The 21,602-nt window shown below is 45.6% G+C and carries 10 protein-coding genes; 4 read left to right on the top strand and 6 right to left on the bottom strand.

The features are described 5' to 3' along the window. The first annotated feature begins 9 nt into the window (after nt 1-9). Nucleotides 10-771 (top strand): ABC transporter permease, encoded by a 762-nt coding sequence (locus tag CLHUN_RS17595; RefSeq protein ID WP_080065940.1) that lies wholly within the window; start codon nt 10-12, stop codon nt 769-771. A 22-nt stretch (nt 772-793) separates the two neighbouring features. Beyond that, complete coding sequence (locus CLHUN_RS17590) at nt 794-1,081, top strand: hypothetical protein (protein WP_080065939.1); 288 nt, start codon at nt 794-796, stop codon at nt 1,079-1,081. 357 nt (nt 1,082-1,438) lie between these two features. On the opposite strand, the gene CLHUN_RS17585 is transcribed toward CLHUN_RS17590, so the two are convergent. The 6 genes from CLHUN_RS17585 to CLHUN_RS17560 form a co-directional block, all read right to left on the bottom strand. After that, a complete protein-coding gene (locus CLHUN_RS17585; protein WP_165755785.1) occupies nt 1,439-1,744 on the bottom strand; it encodes an RHS repeat-associated core domain-containing protein in 306 nt (101 codons plus the stop codon). Between the two features lie 65 nt (nt 1,745-1,809). After that, nucleotides 1,810-2,268 carry a hypothetical protein gene (locus CLHUN_RS17580; protein ID WP_133051120.1) on the bottom strand — a complete coding sequence of 153 codons (459 nt, stop codon included), beginning with the start codon at nt 2,266-2,268 and terminating at the stop codon, nt 1,810-1,812. A 19-nt stretch (nt 2,269-2,287) separates the two neighbouring features. After that, nucleotides 2,288-13,414, bottom strand: coding sequence for a fibronectin type III domain-containing protein (locus tag CLHUN_RS17575; RefSeq protein ID WP_117387081.1), 11,127 nt, complete (start codon nt 13,412-13,414; stop codon nt 2,288-2,290). 640 nt (nt 13,415-14,054) lie between these two features. Then, entirely contained in the window at nt 14,055-16,463 is a 2,409-nt protein-coding gene (secA2, locus tag CLHUN_RS17570; RefSeq protein WP_080065936.1) for an accessory Sec system translocase SecA2, read from the bottom strand. A 169-nt stretch (nt 16,464-16,632) separates the two neighbouring features. Continuing rightward, on the bottom strand, nt 16,633-17,832 hold the full coding sequence (locus CLHUN_RS17565) for a galactokinase (RefSeq protein WP_080065935.1): 1,200 nt from the start codon (nt 17,830-17,832) through the stop codon (nt 16,633-16,635). Between the two features lie 113 nt (nt 17,833-17,945). Further along, nucleotides 17,946-19,526, bottom strand: a complete 1,581-nt coding sequence (locus tag CLHUN_RS17560; protein ID WP_242656553.1) for a UDP-glucose--hexose-1-phosphate uridylyltransferase — start codon at nt 19,524-19,526, stop codon at nt 17,946-17,948. Nucleotides 19,527-19,987: 461 nt separating this feature from the next. Here CLHUN_RS17560 and CLHUN_RS17555 point away from each other — a divergent pair, with 461 nt between their 5' ends. Together CLHUN_RS17555 and CLHUN_RS17550 are read left to right on the top strand one after the other, a co-directional pair. Next, the gene (locus CLHUN_RS17555; RefSeq protein ID WP_080065934.1) at nt 19,988-20,860 is read left to right on the top strand and encodes an AraC family transcriptional regulator; all 873 of its coding nucleotides are present in this window, start codon (nt 19,988-19,990) and stop codon (nt 20,858-20,860) included. Between the two features lie 16 nt (nt 20,861-20,876). Beyond that, nucleotides 20,877-21,368 carry a metallophosphoesterase family protein gene (locus CLHUN_RS17550; RefSeq protein WP_080065933.1) on the top strand — a complete coding sequence of 164 codons (492 nt, stop codon included), beginning with the start codon at nt 20,877-20,879 and terminating at the stop codon, nt 21,366-21,368. Nucleotides 21,369-21,602 lie beyond the last annotated feature (234 nt).

The following is a 21,602-nucleotide window of genomic DNA, read 5'->3' as shown; positions in this document are numbered from 1 at the left end:
GAGGAGCCTATGAGCTTTCTTGAATTGATACGAATTGAGCTTAAAAAAGTCAGGCGTTCAAAAATTCTGCTGTTGATTTCTATCCCGCCGCTTCTTGTAGTTATTTCAGGAATCACCAATCTCAGCCGCTATTTTACACCTGAATATCCGAGCGCATGGGAAGCCATGCTGGTGCAAAGTGCCTTGCTGTTTGGGTATTATCTTCTGCCTTTCAGCATGGTTGTTGTGGGGGTTATGATCGCCCAGCGGGAGAATCAAAACAATGGCATCCTAAAGATGCTGGCTTTGCCTGTAAGCCGCGCAAAAATGGCTCTTGCAAAGCTGGTTGTCCTGCTGTGCTATCTTGCAATGGAAATTGCGGTTTTCTTCGCTGCTTTTATCGTGGCAGGTACGATTGCAACACAGGCCGCGAATCTCAATCAATCCCTGCCAATCCTGTATTTACTCAAGTGGAGCGTCTTGCTGTTTGTAACGGCTGTTCCGGCTACGGCAGCTATGTGGATGATTACGGTTATGTTTGAAAAGCCTGCTCTATCCATCGGTCTTAATATGCTCTTGGTTATTCCCGGCGTTTTGGTGGCCAATACCCCGTTCTGGCCTGCTTATCCATATTGCTACAGTGGGTATGTCGTTACCACGGAATTGCAGCGCATCTCGGGTGGGATGGAGGCAACCTTTGATGCGTTCCCATTCGTCCCTGCGGCGATACTAATTACCCTGATTGCCATCCTCGTTTCCAGTTGCCGATTTGGGAAAAAAGAAATGCGCTGATTTCAGCGAGAAAGGATATGCGATGAAAACACCGACGCTTAGCAAAGCGACAATACTGCTCAGTATTATTCCGTTCGCAACCTTGATCCCGGTATTTCTACATGTAACCCTGCCGGACACAATCCGCACTGTTTGGGCAGTGGTCAATGTCCTGTTTGTACTTGTTGTGTTTACTCTTTCGATGATCCAAGTCAGAAAGAAAGAGCGGAGAAACATAGTTGTGATTTTTTCTTCCGTAATCAGCGGATTTTTATTGCTGCTGATGATCGGATTTGTCTTATTTGCTCTGGCAGCAACTTTTCTGAAATAGCCAAACAATTCTGAAATAACGAACAATCAAAGCCGCCGTATGACTTTCTTGCAGAAAAGATACGGGGGACATGATAATCGCGTTTATTTTGCCCGGCGACTTTGGGATTGGAGGATTTCCATGTATACAAAGCCGCTTGTTTCTGTTCGTGAGGGGCCGTCACCTGATCGTGACGGCTGGATGTAGCTGACCACAAAGTATGCTGTAGATTCAAAATAGCCATAGAAAATGAGCGCGTATACTGCGCTCATTTTTCATTCGACACCTTTCGCGGGTTTTCCCGCAGAGGTATTTTTTTGTATACATCAGCGGCTCGTTGCTGCAATAGGTATACAGATTCAGGCTCAGAGGGTCGTTCTACTCTCCCCTGTAGGTATCCTCCTGTATGAACCGGGCAGTTTTAAGGTCATACATCCTGGCATTCAGGCAGTACAGACCGGTTTCCTTGTCATACTGGTAGCCTGCGTAGGTTATGCTGTTGCTTGCGCTTCCCATGGTATCGGTTATATTTCCGAAGGCGTCATAGTAGTAGGTTGCAGCTATGCTTCCGTCAGGTTTCAGCAGGGCTGTCACGTCGGCATGCCCGTTGTACATGTAATAGTAGGAGGTGCCGTCTGCCGTTGATTGTCTGTATATGGAACAATCTAAGGGTAAACTGTCCACTTTTTCAACACCCATTACTGGTAAATAAAAGGGCAGGCAGTTACACCTACCCTATCTTATTTCTGTTAATCAACTATTTCTAATACAAGGTTATTTGTCCAGACTTCAAAGTTATGTTTTGACATGCTGTACAATCCTTTCTTTATATTGTTTTTACTAACCTCAATGTTCTCAACTGCTGTTGTTCCTTCTTCTGCAAAAAGCGTTAGCATTATTGTAACTCTTTGAATTACATTTGAATCTATTAATGAATTAATTTCTCTTATAAAGTCTCCAATTTTTCTAGGCGGATTATCTAGCTCTTCCCAATCCTCAAATTCACCCATAAACTCATCGTCTTTTAATTCAATAAAATGCTGCTTTACATATTTTTTAAAATATTCTTTTTTGACCTGCCTTATATTACAATCTAATACTAATTCAAACCCAATCAACTTAAACCTTTCTAACAGCCTTTCAATATCAATCACAGCGGTTGTTGAATCAAATGTTATAAACTGTGTACAATCAAAATTCTCAATCATTTTGCACCTCACACTAATTTTATTTTTGATATTTTCCATTAAAAATGTAATCATATAATTGTTTAACATCTTTTGTACTTGGTGAAGTAACTCCACCGTTAGCTGTTTTTGAACCTTGAGAGCCATATATCTCACCCGTTTTTGCATTAACACCTCTTGTAGGTTGGTGAACGTGAGGTCCATTTATACCATGTTGTGGATTAGCTCCGAATCTCTTAAATTGTTCTCCTACACCAGTTATAGAGTTATTATTAAACCCTGCTGACTTTGTATACAGACCTATTTCAGCTTCAGGAGTAACATTATTTTTTACAAATCCCTCTAGTGTACGCTCACCTGGCTGCGGTCTATAACCTCTACCTGATAAATCTATGTTATTTACCTCACCCACCCCCGCATCATCAGCAAACTGCTGATAATTGGGCTTTAGCCTGCTGCCTCCGTTTACTCCAACATTCGGTTTCACACCCACAGTTGAACTATAACTATTTGCCGTCCTCTTCAACATTAGGCCCCCAAGGACTGCCGTAGCCAAATCCACTGGTATTTGTCCATATTCCTTGTTTTGTATATCGCTTTTTACTGCAGCGCCTCCGCCTATGAGTCCAACCGCCCCCCAGGCTATGGCCTCGGCATTTGCTACTGCAAAGGTTGCCGCAGAAGAAGACATTATTGAAGTTGTTACAGAGGCTCCCGCTGCTGCTATAAGCGGTGCTGCATACACAGCCGTTGCCGCCACTGCTGTTGTTCCTGCAACCACTGCCGTTCCTGCTGCAACTCTTGCCAGTATTTTATCTGATTCTGAACCGTAGGTGTCTATTGTTTCAAAGGCTTCTTTTCTCTTCTTGGAGTTTGTTAATGCCGTAAAGCCTTCCTTTGTATTGGTTGCCTGTGTCTTGGCCCACTGCTTTACAGCCTTGGCATCATTTTTCAGTGAGGTATAGGCTTCTGAGGCTTTTTCTGAAACATAGCTTGTGGATGTATCCCATGCTTCTCCCGCCTTGTCTGAAACATAGTCCCAGGTATCTTCTAGCTTTTTGCCGACTTTTTTGGCTCCTGCTGCAACTTTATCATATGCAGTGTCTATTTTGCTTTTAAACCAACTGAGCGGGCTATGCCCCGTTGGGTCTGTATACATCAGCGGCTCGTTGCTGCAATAGGTATACAGATTCAGGCTCAGAGGGTCGTTCTGCTCTCCCCTGTAGGTATCCTCCTGTATGAACCGGGCAGTTTTAGGGTCATACATCCTGGCATTCAGGTAGTACAAGCCCGTTTCCCTATCGTACTGGTAGCCTGCGTAGGTTATGCTGTTGCTTGCGCTTCCCGTTGTGTCCGTTATGTTTCCGAAGGCGTCATAGTAGTAGGTTGCCGCTATGGTTCCGTCAGGCTTCAGCAGGGCTGTCACGTCTGCATGCCCGTTGTACATGTAATAGTAGGAGGTGCCGTCTGCCGTTCTCATGAGCAGATTTGTGCCGTATACGTTCCTGCCTGTCTGGTGTCCTGCTCCGTCTGTTTCAAGTACAACCTTGTCATATTCGTACAGGTATCGCGTTATTGCTCCGTTGACTCTTTTCTCCACCCTGTAGCCTTCTCCATTATAGCGGTTTTCTACTGTGGCTGTGGAGGTGACGGTTCTTACAAGCTGGTTTCTCAAGTCATAGCTGTTGATTATGTTTACTGTTCCGTTTACTGTTGTGGTGAGCTGGTTGCCGTTGCTGTCATAGGTGTATTCCGTTGTACCTGTCAAGGTTCCGTTCTGCTTTACCGTCACCTGGAGCAGCCTGTTTTGCTCGTTATAGCTGTAGGTGCTCAGTGTTGTATTGGTTCCCTGCCGGATTGTTTCCGTTTCCCTGTTGCCTGCTTTGTCGTAGGTGTAGGCGGTTACGGTGCCGTTTGGCTCTGTTGCGGTTTCCAGCCTGTTCAGTGCATCGTAGGTGTAGACGGTGGTACCCCTGGCATCTGTTTTGGAGGTCTGGTTGTTGGCGGCATCATAGGTGTAACTGTAGGTATCTATTATGCTTCCGTCTGCTTTCTTGTTGGTCAGGGTTTGCAGCAAGCCGTCCGGGGTATAGGTGTATTCCTCGCCCGAACCGTCACTGTAGCTTACGCTTTGCCTTGCCCCATTGTCAAAATAGCTGTAGATCGTGGTTTTCCCGTCTGCTGTGACTGTTTTCAGCCTGCCTGTCCGGTCAAATTCCTTTTTTGTGACATTCCCTTTGGGGTCTGCTGCCGTTTCTGCCCAACAGCCTGTTTCCATACCTGAAATTATATCATATGCGTATAAACTTTTGCCAATGTTTGGTACTTCCTTGGTCAATACTCTGTTCAGTTCGTCATAGGTTCTGGCGGTGGTGCCTGTGCCGTCTGTCATTGTGAGCCGGTTGCCGTTTTTATCATAGGTATAGGTTATGCTTTCTTCTCCTGCCGTCTCACTCAGCAGCCTGCCATGCATGTCATATGCATATGCCGTGGTTATTCCATTCCTGTCTGCTTTTGATGCAAGGCTGCCGTCGGCGTTGTAGGTATAGGTTTCGGTTTTTTCGGGATTATAGGTGTAATTGCCCTGTGTTCCGGTTCTGCCTCCCTGGTCTATCCTTTTTGTTGCCTTGTTTGCCGCATTGTATTCATAGGTGGTGGCGCTGCCTTTTGCATCTGTCTGTGAAAGCAGGTTTCCATTGGGATCATAGGTGTATACTGTAGTCTCGTTTTTGGCGTTTGTTACTGTTTTAAGCCTGTTGTGTTCATCATAGGTGTAGGCTGTGCTGTTATTTTTTCCGTCTTTTTTCGTTTCCAGGTTGCCTGCGTTGTCATAAGTCCAGCTTGTTTCCTTACTCTCAGGGCTGATTTCAGACACAAGCCTGTTGTTCCTGTCGTAGCTGTACCGGGTTATACCGTTCAGCGCATCATAGGCTTTTTCCTGGCTGTTGTTATGGTTGTATTCCAGCTTCTGTATGCTGATGCCATACGCATCCTTTGTTTCTATAAACCTGTTTAAGCCGTCATAGCTTTTTGCTGTGGTATTTCCCCTCCAGTCGGTTACTGCTGTCTGGTTGCCGTTGGCATCGTAGGTATAGGAGGTTTCCTGCACAGTTCCTGAAACCGTCCGCCTTTCCGCAGCCAGCTTGTTCAGCTTGTTGTATATATATTCTGTTTCATTTCCGTTCCCATCAATTGAATATCTCAGGTTTCCGTTTTTATCATAGCTGTAATAGACAGTTATTGCTTCAGTGTTGTCCTGGGCCTTTTGTGTATGTTCCAGAACATCGCCCAGGCTGTTGTATATGTAAGTGTCTACCGCTCCTTTTGAGTCTTTTTGAGTTTTCAGCCTTCCCATCTCATCATACAGGCAGGTTATTTCATTGGGAGGTATTGAGGCATCTCCCGGATATAATGCCTTTCTGATTTGCCCGAAGGCATTATACTCATAGGTTATTACATTGCCGTTTGCATCTGTTTCGGTCAGCAGCTTTCCCTGGAAGTCCCAGGTTTTTGCTTCCATAGTCTGTTCAGGGTCATTTGCTGTCTTCCTTACGGTAATTTTTATAATATTTCCTGCACCGTCATAATAGCAGCTTGTTACCGCCCCGTTTGCATTTGTCTCCGCTACCCTGCGCCCAAGAGCGTCATAGCCGTATTTTGTCGTATAGCCCAAGCCCTTTTCCTTTGATACGGGGTCCAGTACGGAAGTAACTTTGCTGGCGAGGTTGTAGGTATATTCTGTTCCGTAGCCTGTGTTTATTTGTGTATCTATGCCTGTTTTATCCGAAGCGGCTTCATAGCCCAATGAGTCCAGCTCCTTTACGAGGTTTCCGCTGCTGTCGTATTTGTAGGCGCTCTGGACTATTGTCACCTGCCGGGTTGTCCATGCCTTTGCTGCGGGATCAAACCGCTTTTCTTCCCCTATATAGGTTTTTGTTTTGATTCTCCCCATGAGGTCATAGGCATATTCTACCCTGTTCATATTCTCAAGGCTTTTTGAGGGCTCGTAGTCCACAGGTGCTACTTCGGCTGTTTTTCTTCCGGCCCTGTCATAGTAATATGCGGTGGTGTTGTTGGCTGCGTCTGTAATTTTTACAAGCTGTCCCCTCTTATCATAGGAATACCTTGTGGTGTTTCCGTTGGCATCTACGGTTTCCAAGGGCTGTCCCTGCCAGTTGTATATGGTTGTGGTTTTTAAATCCGCCGGATTTCCGTTTTCATCCATACCGGGCTGCGCTGCCGAGGTCTGCTTGTTCCTGCTGTCATAGGTATAGGTAGTTGTCACCATGTCCGGGGCAGTCATTGTTTCCAGATTTCCGTTTTTGTCATAGGTGCAGGTGGTTGTCAGAATTACGTCCTGGGTGCCGTCAATGTAATCTCCCTCTAAATCTCCAGCTTTTACATACTCCCTTTTGTCAGTGACCTTTCCAAGATAGTTGTTATCGTAATACGTTGTCTTATATTCCGCAGCACTTGCATATACTCGTTCACGGCTTACATTGCCGTCAGCATCATACAGGTACTCTGTCCTTCTGCCTTCATTGTCTGTAATGCTCTTAATTTTGCCGTTTTGATAATAATCATAGGTTTTTGTTATGAAGCCCGCAGGTATCTGGTTTTGCAGGACTGTTTCACTGCCCGCCATTTCCTGGAGCCTTTTCCCTGCCCTGTCATATACGGCCTTAACATATGTGTATCTGGTGCTTCCGCCCACTGTTTCAAAGGGTGTCCACTGTTCGGTCTGCCTGTTCAGGCCGTCATATTTGTAGTAGGTTATATTTCCATTGGCATCAGTAGTATAGTTTATGGTGCCGTTTGCATTGTAGGCTGTGGCGACAGTTGTGCCGTCGGGCCGTGTTTCTGAAAGCAACCTTCCTGCATAGTCGTATATTCTGACCGTTATTACCACATCAATATCATTTAGATACTGCTTGCAGGTTTGCCGGTTTTTCCCTCCGGCCAGTATTTCATAGGCATATTCCTCCAGCAGCATCTGCTCCTCTGAGGCGTCGGCTTTAAAGTAGGTTCGCAGCGGCCTGTTCAGCAGGTCGTATTGATATATGTATTTTGAGCTGTTTGGCTTTGTTTCGGTTTCCATATTGCCATATATATCATAGGTATAGGCCGTGGTATAATTTTCAGGGTCGGTTGCAGTTTTTATCCTGCCGTTGTTAAGGTAGGTATACCTGTAGCCCACATCTGCGTTATACCGGTGGTTCTGTATATCGTCCTTTGAAGGCTCATACTGCCCGGGTGATATTTCCTTGGTTTTTCTGCCCTCTGAGTCATAGGTTATTCTTGTGACTTTATCACCGTCTGTCACCTGCTTTTCCAGGTTCCCATTTTTATCATATATGTATGCGGTACTGTTTCCTTTTGGTGTGAAGGCTGCTGTTACCTGACTCTGAGTGTTGTATTGGAAGGTACTTGTATTGCCTTCTGCATCCGTACGGGTTTTTATGTTTCCATAGGCGTCATAGGTGTAGGTGACGGTGTTGCCTTCGGGGTCTGTTTCTGATTTCAGAAGGCCCCTGGCCCTGTAACCAAGCGCCTGGCTTTCGGCCTCCTGGTAATATGCATAGACGGTTATTGCAAATTTGCTTATATCGCTGCTTCCGTCCAGGTATTGATCGGTGCCGTTCAACGGCTGTACTTTCTTTATGAGGTTCTTTTTACCGGAGTCATATACGTAGAAGGTATATTTTCCGTTTTCATCCCTTTCACTTGTTATGTTGTTTTTATCATCATAGGTTATTACCTTTGTACTGCTGTCAGGATTTGTGACCTTTGTTACATTTCCGTTGGAATCCCTGTCGTACTGGGTTTTGTTCCCGTTGCGGTCGGTTACCGCTTTTTCCTCGCCATATTTGTTTATGCCGTTGGCATCCTTGCTGTATTCATAAATTGTGGACTTTCCCTCTGCATCCGTTGAATTTATTATGCTGTAGGAGCCGTCATATTTTTCTCTGGTCACCCTGGCATTGCTGTCTGTAATGGTTGTAACACAATTTATATTGTCGTAAGTGTAGGTAAAGGTATTGCCATTGGCGTCTGTCCGCCTATTTACCTTGCCCTTGTTTTCTCCTGAAGATATGTAAGAGACTTCCTCAGTTATGCTGTCCAGGCTGTCCCTTATTTCAACAAGCTGGCCTTCCGTGTCATACACATACCTTGTCTTATTTCCCATGGCATCAGTAACACAGGCTAGATGACTTCCGGTGTATTCATAGGAAATTGTCCTGTTATTTGTATCGTCCTTTATATTTTTTATGAGACTGTTTTCATAGCTGACGGTAAAATGTCTTCCGGCCTGGTCGGTAACCCCTGTTGCCTTTCCCTGGGAATCCACTGTAATTGTCACGCAATTTCCGTTTTTGTCCTGTATTTTCACAAGATATCCATTGGTGTCAAAGCTGAAAACATCCTGCTGCTTTGAGGTGAGAGTATAGGTGCCGTCAGGGTTCTTCACGAGAATATTGTGGGAATCACCGGCTGTAAAGCTTCCGTCACTGTTCTTTTTAAAGCTCTGCACACTTCCGTCCGGGAGGCTTACCTCCTTGGCATTGGAATTATTCTGAGCATCCCTGACACTTCCCTCGTAGCTGAAGCTCCAGCCCTTGCCAAAGCCGGAGGCCTTGCTGCTCCTGGAATTATATGTCCTGGTGAAATTAATGTCGTAGCCGGGAGCTTCCATGGTCAAATCAGTATATGACCGTGAAAAGTTTCCTGTGGCAGGATTGGTGCCACTCTGCCCGAAATATTGCTGATAGCGGTAATCCTCAATAAGGACGTTCCAGACGCTGTAGCTGTTGAAGCTGTAGCCCGAATCCAGGGGCTTTGTGATTATGAGGATGTTGAATTTGGAGGAGCCGGGAAACTCAAAGCTTACTGTTTGAAAATTATTTCCACTGAGGAGAACTTTGTGGGTACCGGTGGCTGTGAAGTTATAAAGTGTGTTACCTCCATATTTATGAATAAAATCCCCCTTAACTTCCATCACTCCAGCAGTAAGAGAATTTTCATAGGCTGTCTGTATTGCAAAGCTTCCTCCCACCAATATATAGTCTTCCGGATTTGTCATATACAGATATCCGACACTTCTTGAATATGTAATACTTCCATCACTTTGTCTATTTTCTGTCTGTATCCGGTAGTCCCCGGCTATTGTCAAACGTCCTCCATTGACTCTCATTGTTCCACCAGGCTGTATCATATTTCCGCCGACTATCATCTTTCCATGATTTATATCTATATCTCCGCCCGACAGCACCACCCGACCTTTTATCTCGAGTTCATATCCTGCTACATTCAGGGCCGAACCCACTATTTCCAAATCTCCATTCAATATTTCATCTGCTGTAAGCTTCCACGATACTATTGTTAACCCAGTCAGCTTACATCCCTTTGTTTCAAATTTACCGTTTATTTTTATGGCGCTTGAAAACCTTATTTCTATTCCTTCAGCATGTTGTAATTCTAGATTATTAAAACATGAGTAACCAGGAAATTCAAAGCTTACTGTCTGGAGATTATTGCCGCTAAGGAGAACTTTGTGGGTACCGGTAGCTGCGAAGTTATAAAGTGCGTTACCTCCATATTTATGAATAAAATCCCCCTTAACTTCCATCACTCCAGCAGTAAGTGAATTTTCATAGGCTGTCTGTATTGCAAAGCTTCCTACTACCAATATATAGTCTTCCGGATTTGTCATATACAGATATCCGACACTTCTTGAATATGTAATACTTCCATCACTTTGTCTATTTTCTGTCTGTATCCGGTAGTCCCCGGCTATTGTCAAACGTCCTCCATTGACTCTCATTGTTCCACCAGGCTGTATCATATTTCCGCCGACTATCATCTTTCCATGATTTATATCTATATCTCCGCCCGACAGCACCACCCGACCTTTTATCTCGAGTTCATATCCTGCTACATTCAGGGCCGAACCCACTATTTCCAAATCTCCATTCAATATTTCATCTGCTGTAAGCTTCCACGATACTATTGTTAACCCAGTCAGCTTACATCCCTTTGTTTCAAATTTACCGTTTATTTTTATGGCGCTTGAAAACCTTATTTCTATTCCTTCAGCATGTTGTAATTCTAGATTATTAAAACATGAGTAACCAGGAAATTCAAAGCTTACTGTCTGGAGATTGTTGCCGCTAAGGAGAACTTTGTGGGTGCCGGTAGCTGCGAAGTTATAAAGTGTGTTACCTCCATATTTATTAATAAAATCCCCCTTAACTTCCATCACTCCAGCAGTCAGAGAATTTTCATAGGCTGTCTGTATTGCAAAACTTCCTACTACCAATATATAGTCTTCCGGATTTGTCATATACAGATATCCAACACTCTTTGAATATGTATTACTCCCATCACTTTGTTTATTTTCAGTCTGTATCCGATAGTCCCCGGCTATTGTCAAACGCCCTCCATTTACTCTCATTGTTCCACCAGGCTGTATCATATTTCCGCCTACTATCATATTTCCATGATTTATATCTATATTTCCTTCCGAAAGTACCAGCCTGCCCTTTACCTCCAGGTTATGTCCTGCCACATCCAGGGTTGAGCCTACTATTTCCAAATCTCCATTTAATATTCCATCTGCTGTAAGCTTCCACGATACTATTGCTAACCCTGTCAGCTTACATCCCTTTGTTTCAAATTTACCGTTTATTTTTATAGCACTTAAAAACCTTATTTCTATTCCTTCAGCATGTTGTAATTCTAGATTATTAAAACATGAGTAACCAGGAAATTCAAAGCTTACTGTTTGGAGATTATTGCCGCTAAGGAGAACCTTGTGGGTGCCGGTAGCTGCGAAGTTATAAAGTATGTTACCTCCATATTTCTGAATAAAGTCCCCCTTAACTTCCATCACTCCAGCAGTCAGAGAATTTTCATAGGCTGTCTGTATTGCAAAGCTTCCTACTACCAATATATAGTCTTCCGGATTTGTCATATACAGATATCCAACACTTTTTGAATATGTAATACTCCCATCGCTTTGCTTGTTTTCAGTCTGTATCCGGTAATCCCCTGCCACAATCAACTGTCCGCCATTTATTTTGAGCACACCACCCGGCTGTATCAAGCTTCCTCTTACAGTCATCTTATACCCATTCAAATCCAGCGTTCCGCCGTTCAGGTAAACATCACCGAAAACCTTATCCTCCGTCAATTTCATATCACTGCCAATATACGTTACTGCCAGCGTAGCTGCCGTAACCGCAGCACTATAGGCCGATTCATTTCCTGTCTCATTTTTGGCCTTGATTCTGTAAGTATAGGTTTTTCCCTGTAGCAGACCTGTATCATTGTAGACATTACTAGCTGCGGTTCCAATTTTCGTCTCATCCCTATATATTTCATAGCAGGCAGCATCCTCCACCGGGCTCCATTTCAGTTCAACCGAGGTCATTGACGAAACTGCTTCAATATTCTCGGGAGTTGACAGCATGGTATATTTATATATTTCACTGCTCCACTGGCTGCTGCCGCCTCCATTGACAGCCCTTACCCTCACCGTATACTGTTGATTGGGGGTAAGTCCTGCTATTGTGCAACCAGGTTCGGAGGTGTGGGATATTACCCCGTTTAAAGAGATATCATAGCCCGCGGCCCTGTCTGACGGCTGGAATGAAATTGTAATCGTTTTGTCTGTAGAAATTACATTGATATCAGCCGGAACGTCCGGAACCTCCACTATTTCACAGGAGGCAGAAGCACTGCTGAGTTCGGACTCGTTCCCCTCGGCACTGAATGCTTTGACCGTGTAAACATAAGTCTGCCCATAGCTTAATCCCATATCAGTATAGGTGCCGGTGTCACTTGTTCCAATACGTATATCATTCCGGTAGACTTCGTAGGTGGCTGCCCCTTCCGGACCTTCCCAGGTCAAATTAATAGCTGTACCAGACACTGTAGCAACCAGCCTTGACGGCGGAGCAAGCAGGGTATATATGGTTATTAAATCTCCCCATTCACTGTTCCCCTGGCTGCTGAGAGCCCTGACCTTTAGCACATGCCGGGTATTGGAAGTCAGATTATCAATAATAAGACTTGAACCTGTTGTGCTTATAATATTATCGTCAAGGGAAACCTCATAGCTTTCCGCGCCGTCAACCGGACTGAAGCTGACCAGCAGGGAATCGCATGAGGCTTTTGCTGTCAAATCGGAAGGAGCCGGTAATACCTCCATATTTTGAGTTTCCGGCACTTTAATTCCTGCCGGTGTTATGCTGTCAGCCTTCTGCGGTGCAGCCGGTTCGGCCACTGTTCCCGGAACTTGCTGGGCCGCAGTGTTTTCCACCCGGCACACCTCGCTCAGCTCGGAAGCATTTCCTGCTTCATTAACCGCCTTTACTCTGTATATGTATGTATCAAAATCCTCCAGCCTTATATCCGTATACGTATTTACAGCGGAATATCCTATTTCTATATCATTACGGTATATCCTGTAGCCTGCGGCACCCTTTGACGGCTGCCAGGCCAGCTCCACAGAAATGCCGCTCTGCGTCGCCGAGAGGCCCACAGGTGCGGAAAGAAGTGTATGGCACTCTTGCTCCCGGCTCCATTCACCGGCCTTGTCCTCCGAAAAAGCTCTTACCTTAAAAAAGTATTGAGTGTTGGCTTCCTGCTTATCATAGGTGAAATATGTATCTATAACCCTTGTTATACTTCCGTTGAGGGACAGCTCATAGCCCTGTGCCCCAGGAACACTGTCCCAGTTTACGGCTATAGTCCTCTCCCCGGCGCTGACCTTTATATTCCCGGGAATGCCTATAGCCATTGCTGCCTCCTCTGCCGCCGGAACAGCTTCATCTCCGCGGAGGACGGCAGCGGGCTCCTGTACTGTGTCTGACGGGGGGACAGTCTCTTTAACGGCGGCGCTCTCATTTTCTGCCGGACTGCCTGCCGAAGCTGTGGCTATATCCCTTGTTACAGCCTTTTCATCTGCATTAATATATTTCCTCCTGCTGTCTTTATAAACTCCCGCATTTTGCAGGAAATTGTAATTGCCCTGCCGGGAAGCCAGGTAACCCGCCTCCGCTTTATACTGCCTCATGTCCGGGGCTTGTGCCCCTGCTAAGCCGAAGGACTCCAAAAACAATATCAATGCCATAAGGCCGCCTAGTGTTCTTTTATTAAAAGTCATTTTTATGCTCCTTTTTTTACAATATATTACAAATTACCGTTTCAGATTTCATACAATTTAGTGTATCATGGATTATTTGTAAATATTTGTAGAATGCAGGGGGCTGATACTACTTAATTGAAAAATTATTTGCTGACTTTGCTTTTATAGAACGGTGTTTTCCCGGACATAAAAAAATCAGGTCTTTTTTCAAAACCTGGTTTTACTTACATTTGCTTATGTTTACCTGCATTTACTTATACTAACTTAACCCGTTATGCTAGTTAATAAAGTCATTAAGAGGCAAGTTTGCAATTCACGTGAGGACGACTTCAATGAAATGCGCAGTATGATTAAAAGCTTTTGCTGAAATTGTAGGCTTTGCGCATGCTGCTTTGCAGTTAAATTGACAGGACGTCAATTTAACTGCAAAGCAGCACCCGAGGTCTGGATGGCCGAGTTGCTGCGACGGCTAAAAAAGCATGCCGAAAGGTGTTACAATTTCGCCAAAAACGTTATATACAAGCATTTATTTGAAGCTTGTCCGGGAGTGAATAGCATTCTCTTTCTGTTATCACATTTTTAATCAGCACTACAGGTTAACTTACAATAACGATATTAACTCACATTTACTTAAAGAACTGCTATTCAGCCTGTATGCCTACAGAAATCCCAACAGGGAAAACCTCTTTACCTTGATATTGTCGTTTATGATGTAAGTCCAGGTGGCAGTGGGAGTATTGAAGCCTTTTGCTGCAAGCTCGTCCTCGCTCAGGGCAAAATCCGTCTTTTGCAGTTCGTCTGCAACCCTGTCCTCCAGTTGTGACATTAAAACGTCAAATTCCTCTATGACCTGCTTCCGGTACTCATCCAGGGGGTCCTTTTTTGAGGCCCGGACCAGCTCTATGCCCTCCTGCACACTTTCACAAAACTCCAGGAAGTCATACCAGCACTCATCCACGCAATGGATGGCTATCCTCCGGGAAACTGCATCCACGTGTTCCGAGCCGTGCTGCTCGCACAACTGACTGTATATTTGAGGGTCTCGGCTTGAAAACAGCGACGGCGCTCCGGTATCCATTATTTCCTCCCGCCTTTGTGCCAGCATCCTTCGCTGGTATTCCAGGAGCAGGGAATATTTGCCCAGGCTTTTTCTTATGTCGAAGTTCTGTCCGTCTATGACCCTCTGAATATGATTTATGAGGGAATTCAGCCTGCTGTCCTCCAGCCTGGCCTCCTGCCTGACACCCAAATATTTTGCGGGCAGCTCCTTTTCTATGCCGAACCTGGTCAAGAGCTGGTCCTCAAGGCTTACAAAAAATCTTGAGGCACCGGGATCACCCTGACGGCCGGCTCTGCCCCTGAGCTGATTGTCCAGCCGTATACACTCATTTTTATTGGTTCCCACAACATACAGCCCTCCCAGTGCTATGACCTGGCGGGTTTCCTCCGAGTCGGGGTTTCCGTCTCCCAGCTTTATATCAACACCCCGGCCGGCCATATTGGTAGAGACGGTAACTGCTCCCAGCCTGCCGGCCCTGGCGATTATTTCCGCCTCCTGGGCGTCATTTCTGGCATTGAGCACCACACAAGCCACCTGGCGGTCCTTGAGGCCGGCGGCCAGCTTTTCCGATTCCTCCACGCTTGAGGTGCCTATGAGTATGGGGCGTCCGGTTTTATGCACCGAAGCTATATCACCTATTATGGCACTTTCCTTGGCTTCCCTGTGGGTAAATACCTCATCGGAATAATCGATGCGGATGCATTTTTTGTGGGGCTGCACCTCGTACACCCTTCTGTTGTAGGTAGCCAGCAGCTCCTCCTGGGAAGACAGGGCAGTTGCCGTCATACCTGCGGTCTCAGGGTAAAGGCTGATAAAGTTCTGCAGGGTTATTTTCCCAAGTATCCTGCTGCTGCGGTCATGCTCAATTCCCTCCAGCGCCTCCACCGCCATTTGAAGCCCGTCATGCCATTTTCTTTTATCCGCTACTCTTCCGGTGAATTCATCTACAATTTCCACCCTGTTGTTCCTTACTATATAGTCAATGTCCTTTTTTAAAAGGGCTCTGGCATGGAGCAGATTGTTTATAAGGGTGAGAAGCTCCAGATTGCCGTCGTACAGATTGCCGCAGTTTAAAACCTTCTCCAGCCTGTTTATGCCCGCATCCGTCAGATAGACATTTCTCAGGTTTTCATCAGGCATATAATCCACTCCCTGGCACAGGGACTCAACAGCTTCCACCAGCCTCTTGTCCATACCGGCAGGCTCACCGTCCGGTTTTCCGGCTATTACGAGAGGCACCCGGGCTTCATCTATCATAATCGAATCTGCCTCATCCACAATAACATAGTTATAAGGGCGCTGCACCTTTTCCCTGGGGCTGTACACAAGAGAATCCCTCAAAAAGTCGAAACCGGCTTCTTTTGGAGTGACGTAGGTTATGTCAGCCAGATAGGCTTCCCTGCGTCTTCCGGGCTCCATGGCCTCCTGTATGAACTCAACCCGCAGCCCCCAATTCTCATAGACGGATTTCATCCAAAGGGCATCTCTTTTGGCAAGATAATCATTAAAGGTCAGAACATGAACTCCTCTTCCCGCCAACGCATTGACCACAGCGGGAAATACTGCTGCCATGGTCTTTCCCTCCCCGGTTGGAAGCTCTGCAATATTTCCGAAGTGCAGTGCTATGCCCGTAAGAAGCTGTGAATCATAGGCATCAAGCCCCAGGCATCTCCTGCAGAGTTCCTTTGTGACAGCATAGCTTTCCACCAGAAGGCTCTGTGCAAAAGGCCATTCCCTGAGAAGCCCATTCAGCAAGGCATTATCCGCCGCCTGTTCTGCCTGTTCTGCCTGTTCTGCCTGCTCCTCCTGTTCCTCCTGCTCCTGTGCCTTCTCCTTCTGCCTTTCCTTCAGCCATTGGGTGAATCTTTTCCTGTATTCCTCAATATATGAGCAAAGCTGGGAATCCGACAAGCTTGACAGGTCGATTTCACGTATCTTCTCCACAAGACCGTCATACCGTGTGAATTCTGCCGGTTTGCCCAGTTTCTTTAAAAGTCTTTTAAACATAATAACCTCCGCATTCCTTCAAACAATCCACTAAATCGCATAATAAACAACATATTATACGATAATTCCTGGCAGAAGTCTATAATAATGGAAATAAATACAAAACAATAGACAAAAAGCGGTATGCCTTTCTCAGCACACCGCTTTCTTTATATCCGGTACTAAAACCCTAGAGTTCAGGCTTTATCTCCCTGGCTCCGTCCCCTATAGCACTGACATGGAACTGTGGAACAATTCCGGTCTGTTCCCTGTAATTTTTTCCAACCTGCTCCATAAACCGGCCCAGCATGTCTTCAGGAACTATATTGACAGTACAGCCACCGAAGCCGGCACCGGTCATTCTGGCCCCCAGCACTCCTTCCACCTTCATGGCCTCGGCAGTCATTACATCCAGCTCCTTGCCGGTGACCTGATATAAATCTCTTATGGAGGCATTGGCCTCCACCAGCAGTCTGCCCAGCTCCGGAATGTCATTTTTCCTCAAGGCCTCCACCGCCTTCAGAACCCTGTCATTCTCATATATGACATGGGTTGCTCTTTTTCTTATGACCTCATTTTGTATTCTGCTTTTATATCTCTCAAACTCTTCCACTGTAATTGAGCACAAATTCTTTTTTTCAGGCAGGTATTTTTTCAGTATTTCAAGTCCCTCTGCACATTCTGCCACTCTTTCATTATATTTTGACTCTCCCAGAGAGCGTTTCTTTCTGGTATTTCCCAGGACGATTTTATACCCCTCCAGCTTCAAGGGTAAATACTCATATTTCAGAGTGGAGCAGTCAAGAAGTATTGCATGATCTTTTTTCCCCATGGCAGAGGCAAACTGGTCCATTATACCGCAGTTTACACCGCAGAATTCATTTTCGGTTTTTTGGCTCAATACCGCCATTTCAACCAAATCCACAGGCTTATTTATACCGTGGGCCTCATTGCCGAGAGTAACAAGGGCCACAGCAGCGGCAAGCTCAATTGCAGCGGAGGAGGACAGGCCCGAACCCAATGGAACGGTGTCATGGAAAAGCATATCCACTCCCACCAGTTTGTAGCCCGCATTTTGCAGCATATAGGCCACTCCTGCCTGATAATTTCCCCAGCTCAGAGTTTTACCGCTTATGAGATTATCCAGCCTGACTTCAACCTTTACCGGCAAATCCGTGGCAGCCATCCTTAAGGTATTGTCTTTATTTGCCCTTGCGATTACTGTAGAGTCAAGGCTCAAAGCGGCAGGAAAAACAAAGCCCCCGCAGTAGTCAATATGCTCACCTATAAGATTCACCCTTCCCGGCCCCGAAAAAATTCTGAGTTCCTCTTCACTGCCCCCGTACAGCTCACAGAACTTTTTCCTAAGCTCCTTATAATCTTTCTCCATGCCTGAGATACCTCCTCGTATAATCTGTTTATACAATGCCGAAGTCTTTCACCGCTCCCGCCGGGAGTCCGGCTGCGTTTTCCTTCAGCTATATAATTCCAGTCTTTTCAGGCTCAGCGGCAGCCCAGGGTTTTAATAAACCGTTCAAAGGCCTTCAAGCCCTCCCTGGTCTGTTTGAATACTCCTGCATGCTCCAGGCAGGTTTCAAACTTTTTGCCCGTCTCCTGCCTTAAAAGCTTCTCTGCTTCTGCCTCTCCCACAGGCAGCTTATATTTTGCCGTAAGCTCGGCTATCCACCGGCTGTGCTTAAAGAGAAGCGCATCTTCCCGTATGCTGCCGGAGATTTCAGTCCTGCCGCACAGGATTTCCCTGACACTTTCCAGTTCAGCTTTCAACCTCCCCGGCAGTATGGCCAGGCCCATCACTTCTATCAGGCCTATATTTTCCTTTTTTATGTGATGAATTTCCCTGTGGGGATGAAACAGCCCTTCGGGATATTCGCAGGTAGTCCTGTTGTTTCTCAATACCAGATCCAGCTCATATTTTCCTGCTTCGTTAAGTCTGGCAATGGGCGTTATTGTATTGTGGGGCACAAGGCTGTTGTCCGCCAGGGAAGCTGCCAGCACCTCCACACTGCTGTCGCTGTATTGCCTCCATTCACTGAGAACCTTGCTGCAAAAGCCCGACAGCTCTTCCGGGTCATTGCCTGCAACCCGTATAACGGATAAGGGCCATTTAACAATGGCAATGTCAACCCCTTTGAATTCTTCCGACCTGAACCGCCTGATTACCGGAGCCTTTTGCATGGGAAAGAGATGCTTTCCTCCCTGAAAATGATTGTGGCTCAGAATCGAACCTCCCACAATGGGCAGGTCTGCGTTGGAACCGCAGATATAATGGGGAAACTGCCGCACAAAATCCAGCAGCATGGAAAAGGTCATTTCCGATATCTTCATGGGCTCATGCCTCTCGCTGAAAACAATGCAGTGTTCCCTGTAATACAAATAGGGAGAATACTGCAGGTACCACTGCTCTCCGCAAAGGGTTACAGGTATGATTCTGTGAGTCTGCCGCGCAGGAAAGTTGCTGCGGCCCGGATATCCTATATTCTCAAGGCAAAGCATGCACTTTGGATAGCCTGACTGGGGCTGGAGCCTTTCTCTCACAATTTCCGCCGGATCTTTTTCCGGCTTTGACAGGTTGACTGTTATTTCCAGCCCGCCGTAGCGGGTGTTTGCCGTCCATACTATATTTTTTTCAACGGCGGCGGTTCTTATATAGTTTGAAGCTGTACAGAGCTCATAAAAATAATCTGTGGCCGCCTCTACGGATTTGCTTTCCCGCAGTCGGCGGAATTGGCTTTCTATCTCTGCTTGCCTTGGCATCAAAAAGCCCATAAGCTTTGTATCAAACAATTCCCCTGCGGTATATGACCCCTTGTCACAGAGTCCCGCCGCCTGTGCATAAGCCACAAGCCGATTCAATATTCCGGTGGGATATTTTAAAGCCTCGGCTTCAATTTCACCTGTGTAAGGCTCCTGGATTTGAAGTACTGCCAGCAGTTGGTTCCGTGCAATGACAGCATCCAGCTTACCTGTCAGTCCGTGCTCTCTCCCGAACAGGAGCAGTCTCTCTATCTCATATGCAGGATTTATTCCCATATTGCCTTCCGGTTCTATTACTTCTTTTTGCATACTGTAGTCAACCCCTTTAATGCACGCCGTTTTTACCCTCTATTGACAATGTGTAACACGCCTCACACCGGCTATTTTGCCACTTTTCTTTGTTGTCGTCCTTGCCTTGCATCAGCAAGGCTGCGTCCATCCGCCTCGAAAACTGCCAAAATATCCCGGTGTGAGGTCGGAGAGTTTTGAGCGAGAGAATTTGGCTTGCGGCAAGGCGAAGACGCGAAGGAAGGCTTTGTGACTTACAAACGGCTTCAACGTAGCCGAATGGTAAATTCGCCGCTCAAAAACGTATTGTACATTGTTAATAGAGGGTATAATACTATTATATAAAGAAGCAGCGCTGTTAGCTCTGACTATTTTACCGTCTTATGATACTATTTTACGATTTAGCAGGAATTAAATATACAAATTGTAAATAATTATTTTATTTTGAACGGTACTTTTTATTCATTTGTAAAGGAGGACATATGGAAGCAGCAAAAATATACAGCCCCAGGCCTTTTCCCGCAGATTTTCCTTTTAATATCAAATTTGCGGATATGGGGCCCTACTATTGCATGAATAACACCTTCCACTGGCATAATTATCTTGAGATAGCCTTTGTCAAGCAGGGCAGGGGAGTTTATTATGTGGAAAACAGGGCTTACGAAATGAATGCAGGCGACATTGTGGTGATTAACAATATCGAGCCACATTATATGGAGGTCCTTCCCCCTGTGAACATGGTGATGCCGGTGGTCATGTTTGAACCTCAACTGGTATGGTCCTCCGAAAACCATTTTGACTATAATTACCTGAAGCCTTTTTTTGAAAGGAGCTCGAATTTTAATAACAGGATAGACAGTAAAAGTGAGATAGGCCAAAAGATATTTGCACTTCTGACCGAGATTGAAGAAGAATATATTAACAGGACTCTTGGTTACAAGCTTATGATAAAAGCCAAGCTCCTGCACATAATCACCTACCTGATAAGGCATTACCAGGATGAGAGCAAAAGTCCTGAGAGCATATCCTCAAAAAGCAGAAGACTGGAGAAACTGGAGAAGGTATTTGAATATATGAATGGGAACTATTCGCAAAAAATACTGCTGACAGACCTGGCGGAACAGGCTTACATGTCTCCCAACTATTTTTCCACACTGTTCAAGCTCTCAACCGGATTTACCCCCATAGAATACCTTAACAAAATGCGAATATCAAAATCCATAGAAATGCTCCGGGAAACGGACACTACCGTTGCCCGCATAGCGTTGGACTGCGGCTTTTACAACCTGGCCAACTTCAATAAGATATTCAAGAATTTTACCGGTACAACTCCTTCGCAAATAAGAAAAGTATGACGGGAGGCATGCAACTATGACAACCATAGGAGTAATTTCAGATACCCATATTCCCCGCAGGGGCTCAAAGCTGCCGGAGATCTTGCTGAACAAACTTTCGGGAGCCCATATGATAATACATGCCGGAGATTTATGCAGGGACCATGTGCTGTATGAGCTTCAGGAGCTTGCTCCTGTATATGCAGTACTGGGGAATAATGACGACGAGTACCTTCAGACCATACTGCCTTATAAGAAAATAATTGAAGTTGAAGAGTGCCGGATAGGAGTTTTTCACGGTCACGGGTACAGCGGTACAGCAGCCGAAAATTCCAGAAAAGCCTTCAGAAATGAAAATGTTCATTGTGTTGTTTTTGGTCACAGTCACATACCTGTTAACACCTTTCACCATGGTATCCTGTACTTTAACCCCGGCTCGGCTATGGACAGGAGAAGGCAGGAGAAGTGCAGCTATGGCCTTTTGCAGGTCCATGGCAACAATATAACCGGTGAAATTATTACACTATAACGGGCAAAATCATTACACTTGATCACACTTAATAACAAGACCTTGGCATAACCACACGTAGAACACGTGGTATCATTTCCACAAATTAAAACAGGCACCGGAGCTTTTGAACTGCATCCCGTCAAGAGGACAGTAAAAAATATAAAATATTCCCGACTAGTGGTGTACAAAGCCACTGGTCGTTTTTTATGCCGCGAGGTAAAGATTATATTTCTCTAGCGGTGTTAGAACACC

The organism is Ruminiclostridium hungatei (genome assembly GCF_002051585.1).
Taxonomy (GTDB): Bacteria; Bacillota; Clostridia; order Acetivibrionales; family DSM-1351; genus Ruminiclostridium; species Ruminiclostridium hungatei.
This window is presented reverse-complemented; position numbering and strand designations above follow the sequence as displayed.

What these genes read in the sequence shown, in the direction of transcription:
- CLHUN_RS17560 (WP_242656553.1), bottom strand. Translation starts at nt 19,526, where the DNA reads ATGCAAAAAGAAGTAATAGAACCGGAAGGCAATATGGGAATAAATCCT.
- CLHUN_RS17555 (WP_080065934.1), top strand. Translation starts at nt 19,988, where the DNA reads ATGGAAGCAGCAAAAATATACAGCCCCAGGCCTTTTCCCGCAGATTTT.
- CLHUN_RS17575 (WP_117387081.1), bottom strand. Translation starts at nt 13,414, where the DNA reads ATGACTTTTAATAAAAGAACACTAGGCGGCCTTATGGCATTGATATTG.
- CLHUN_RS17595 (WP_080065940.1), top strand. Translation starts at nt 10, where the DNA reads ATGAGCTTTCTTGAATTGATACGAATTGAGCTTAAAAAAGTCAGGCGT.
- secA2 (WP_080065936.1), bottom strand. Translation starts at nt 16,463, where the DNA reads ATGTTTAAAAGACTTTTAAAGAAACTGGGCAAACCGGCAGAATTCACA.
- CLHUN_RS17550 (WP_080065933.1), top strand. Translation starts at nt 20,877, where the DNA reads ATGACAACCATAGGAGTAATTTCAGATACCCATATTCCCCGCAGGGGC.
- CLHUN_RS17580 (WP_133051120.1), bottom strand. Translation starts at nt 2,268, where the DNA reads ATGATTGAGAATTTTGATTGTACACAGTTTATAACATTTGATTCAACA.
- CLHUN_RS17565 (WP_080065935.1), bottom strand. Translation starts at nt 17,832, where the DNA reads ATGGAGAAAGATTATAAGGAGCTTAGGAAAAAGTTCTGTGAGCTGTAC.
- CLHUN_RS17590 (WP_080065939.1), top strand. Translation starts at nt 794, where the DNA reads ATGAAAACACCGACGCTTAGCAAAGCGACAATACTGCTCAGTATTATT.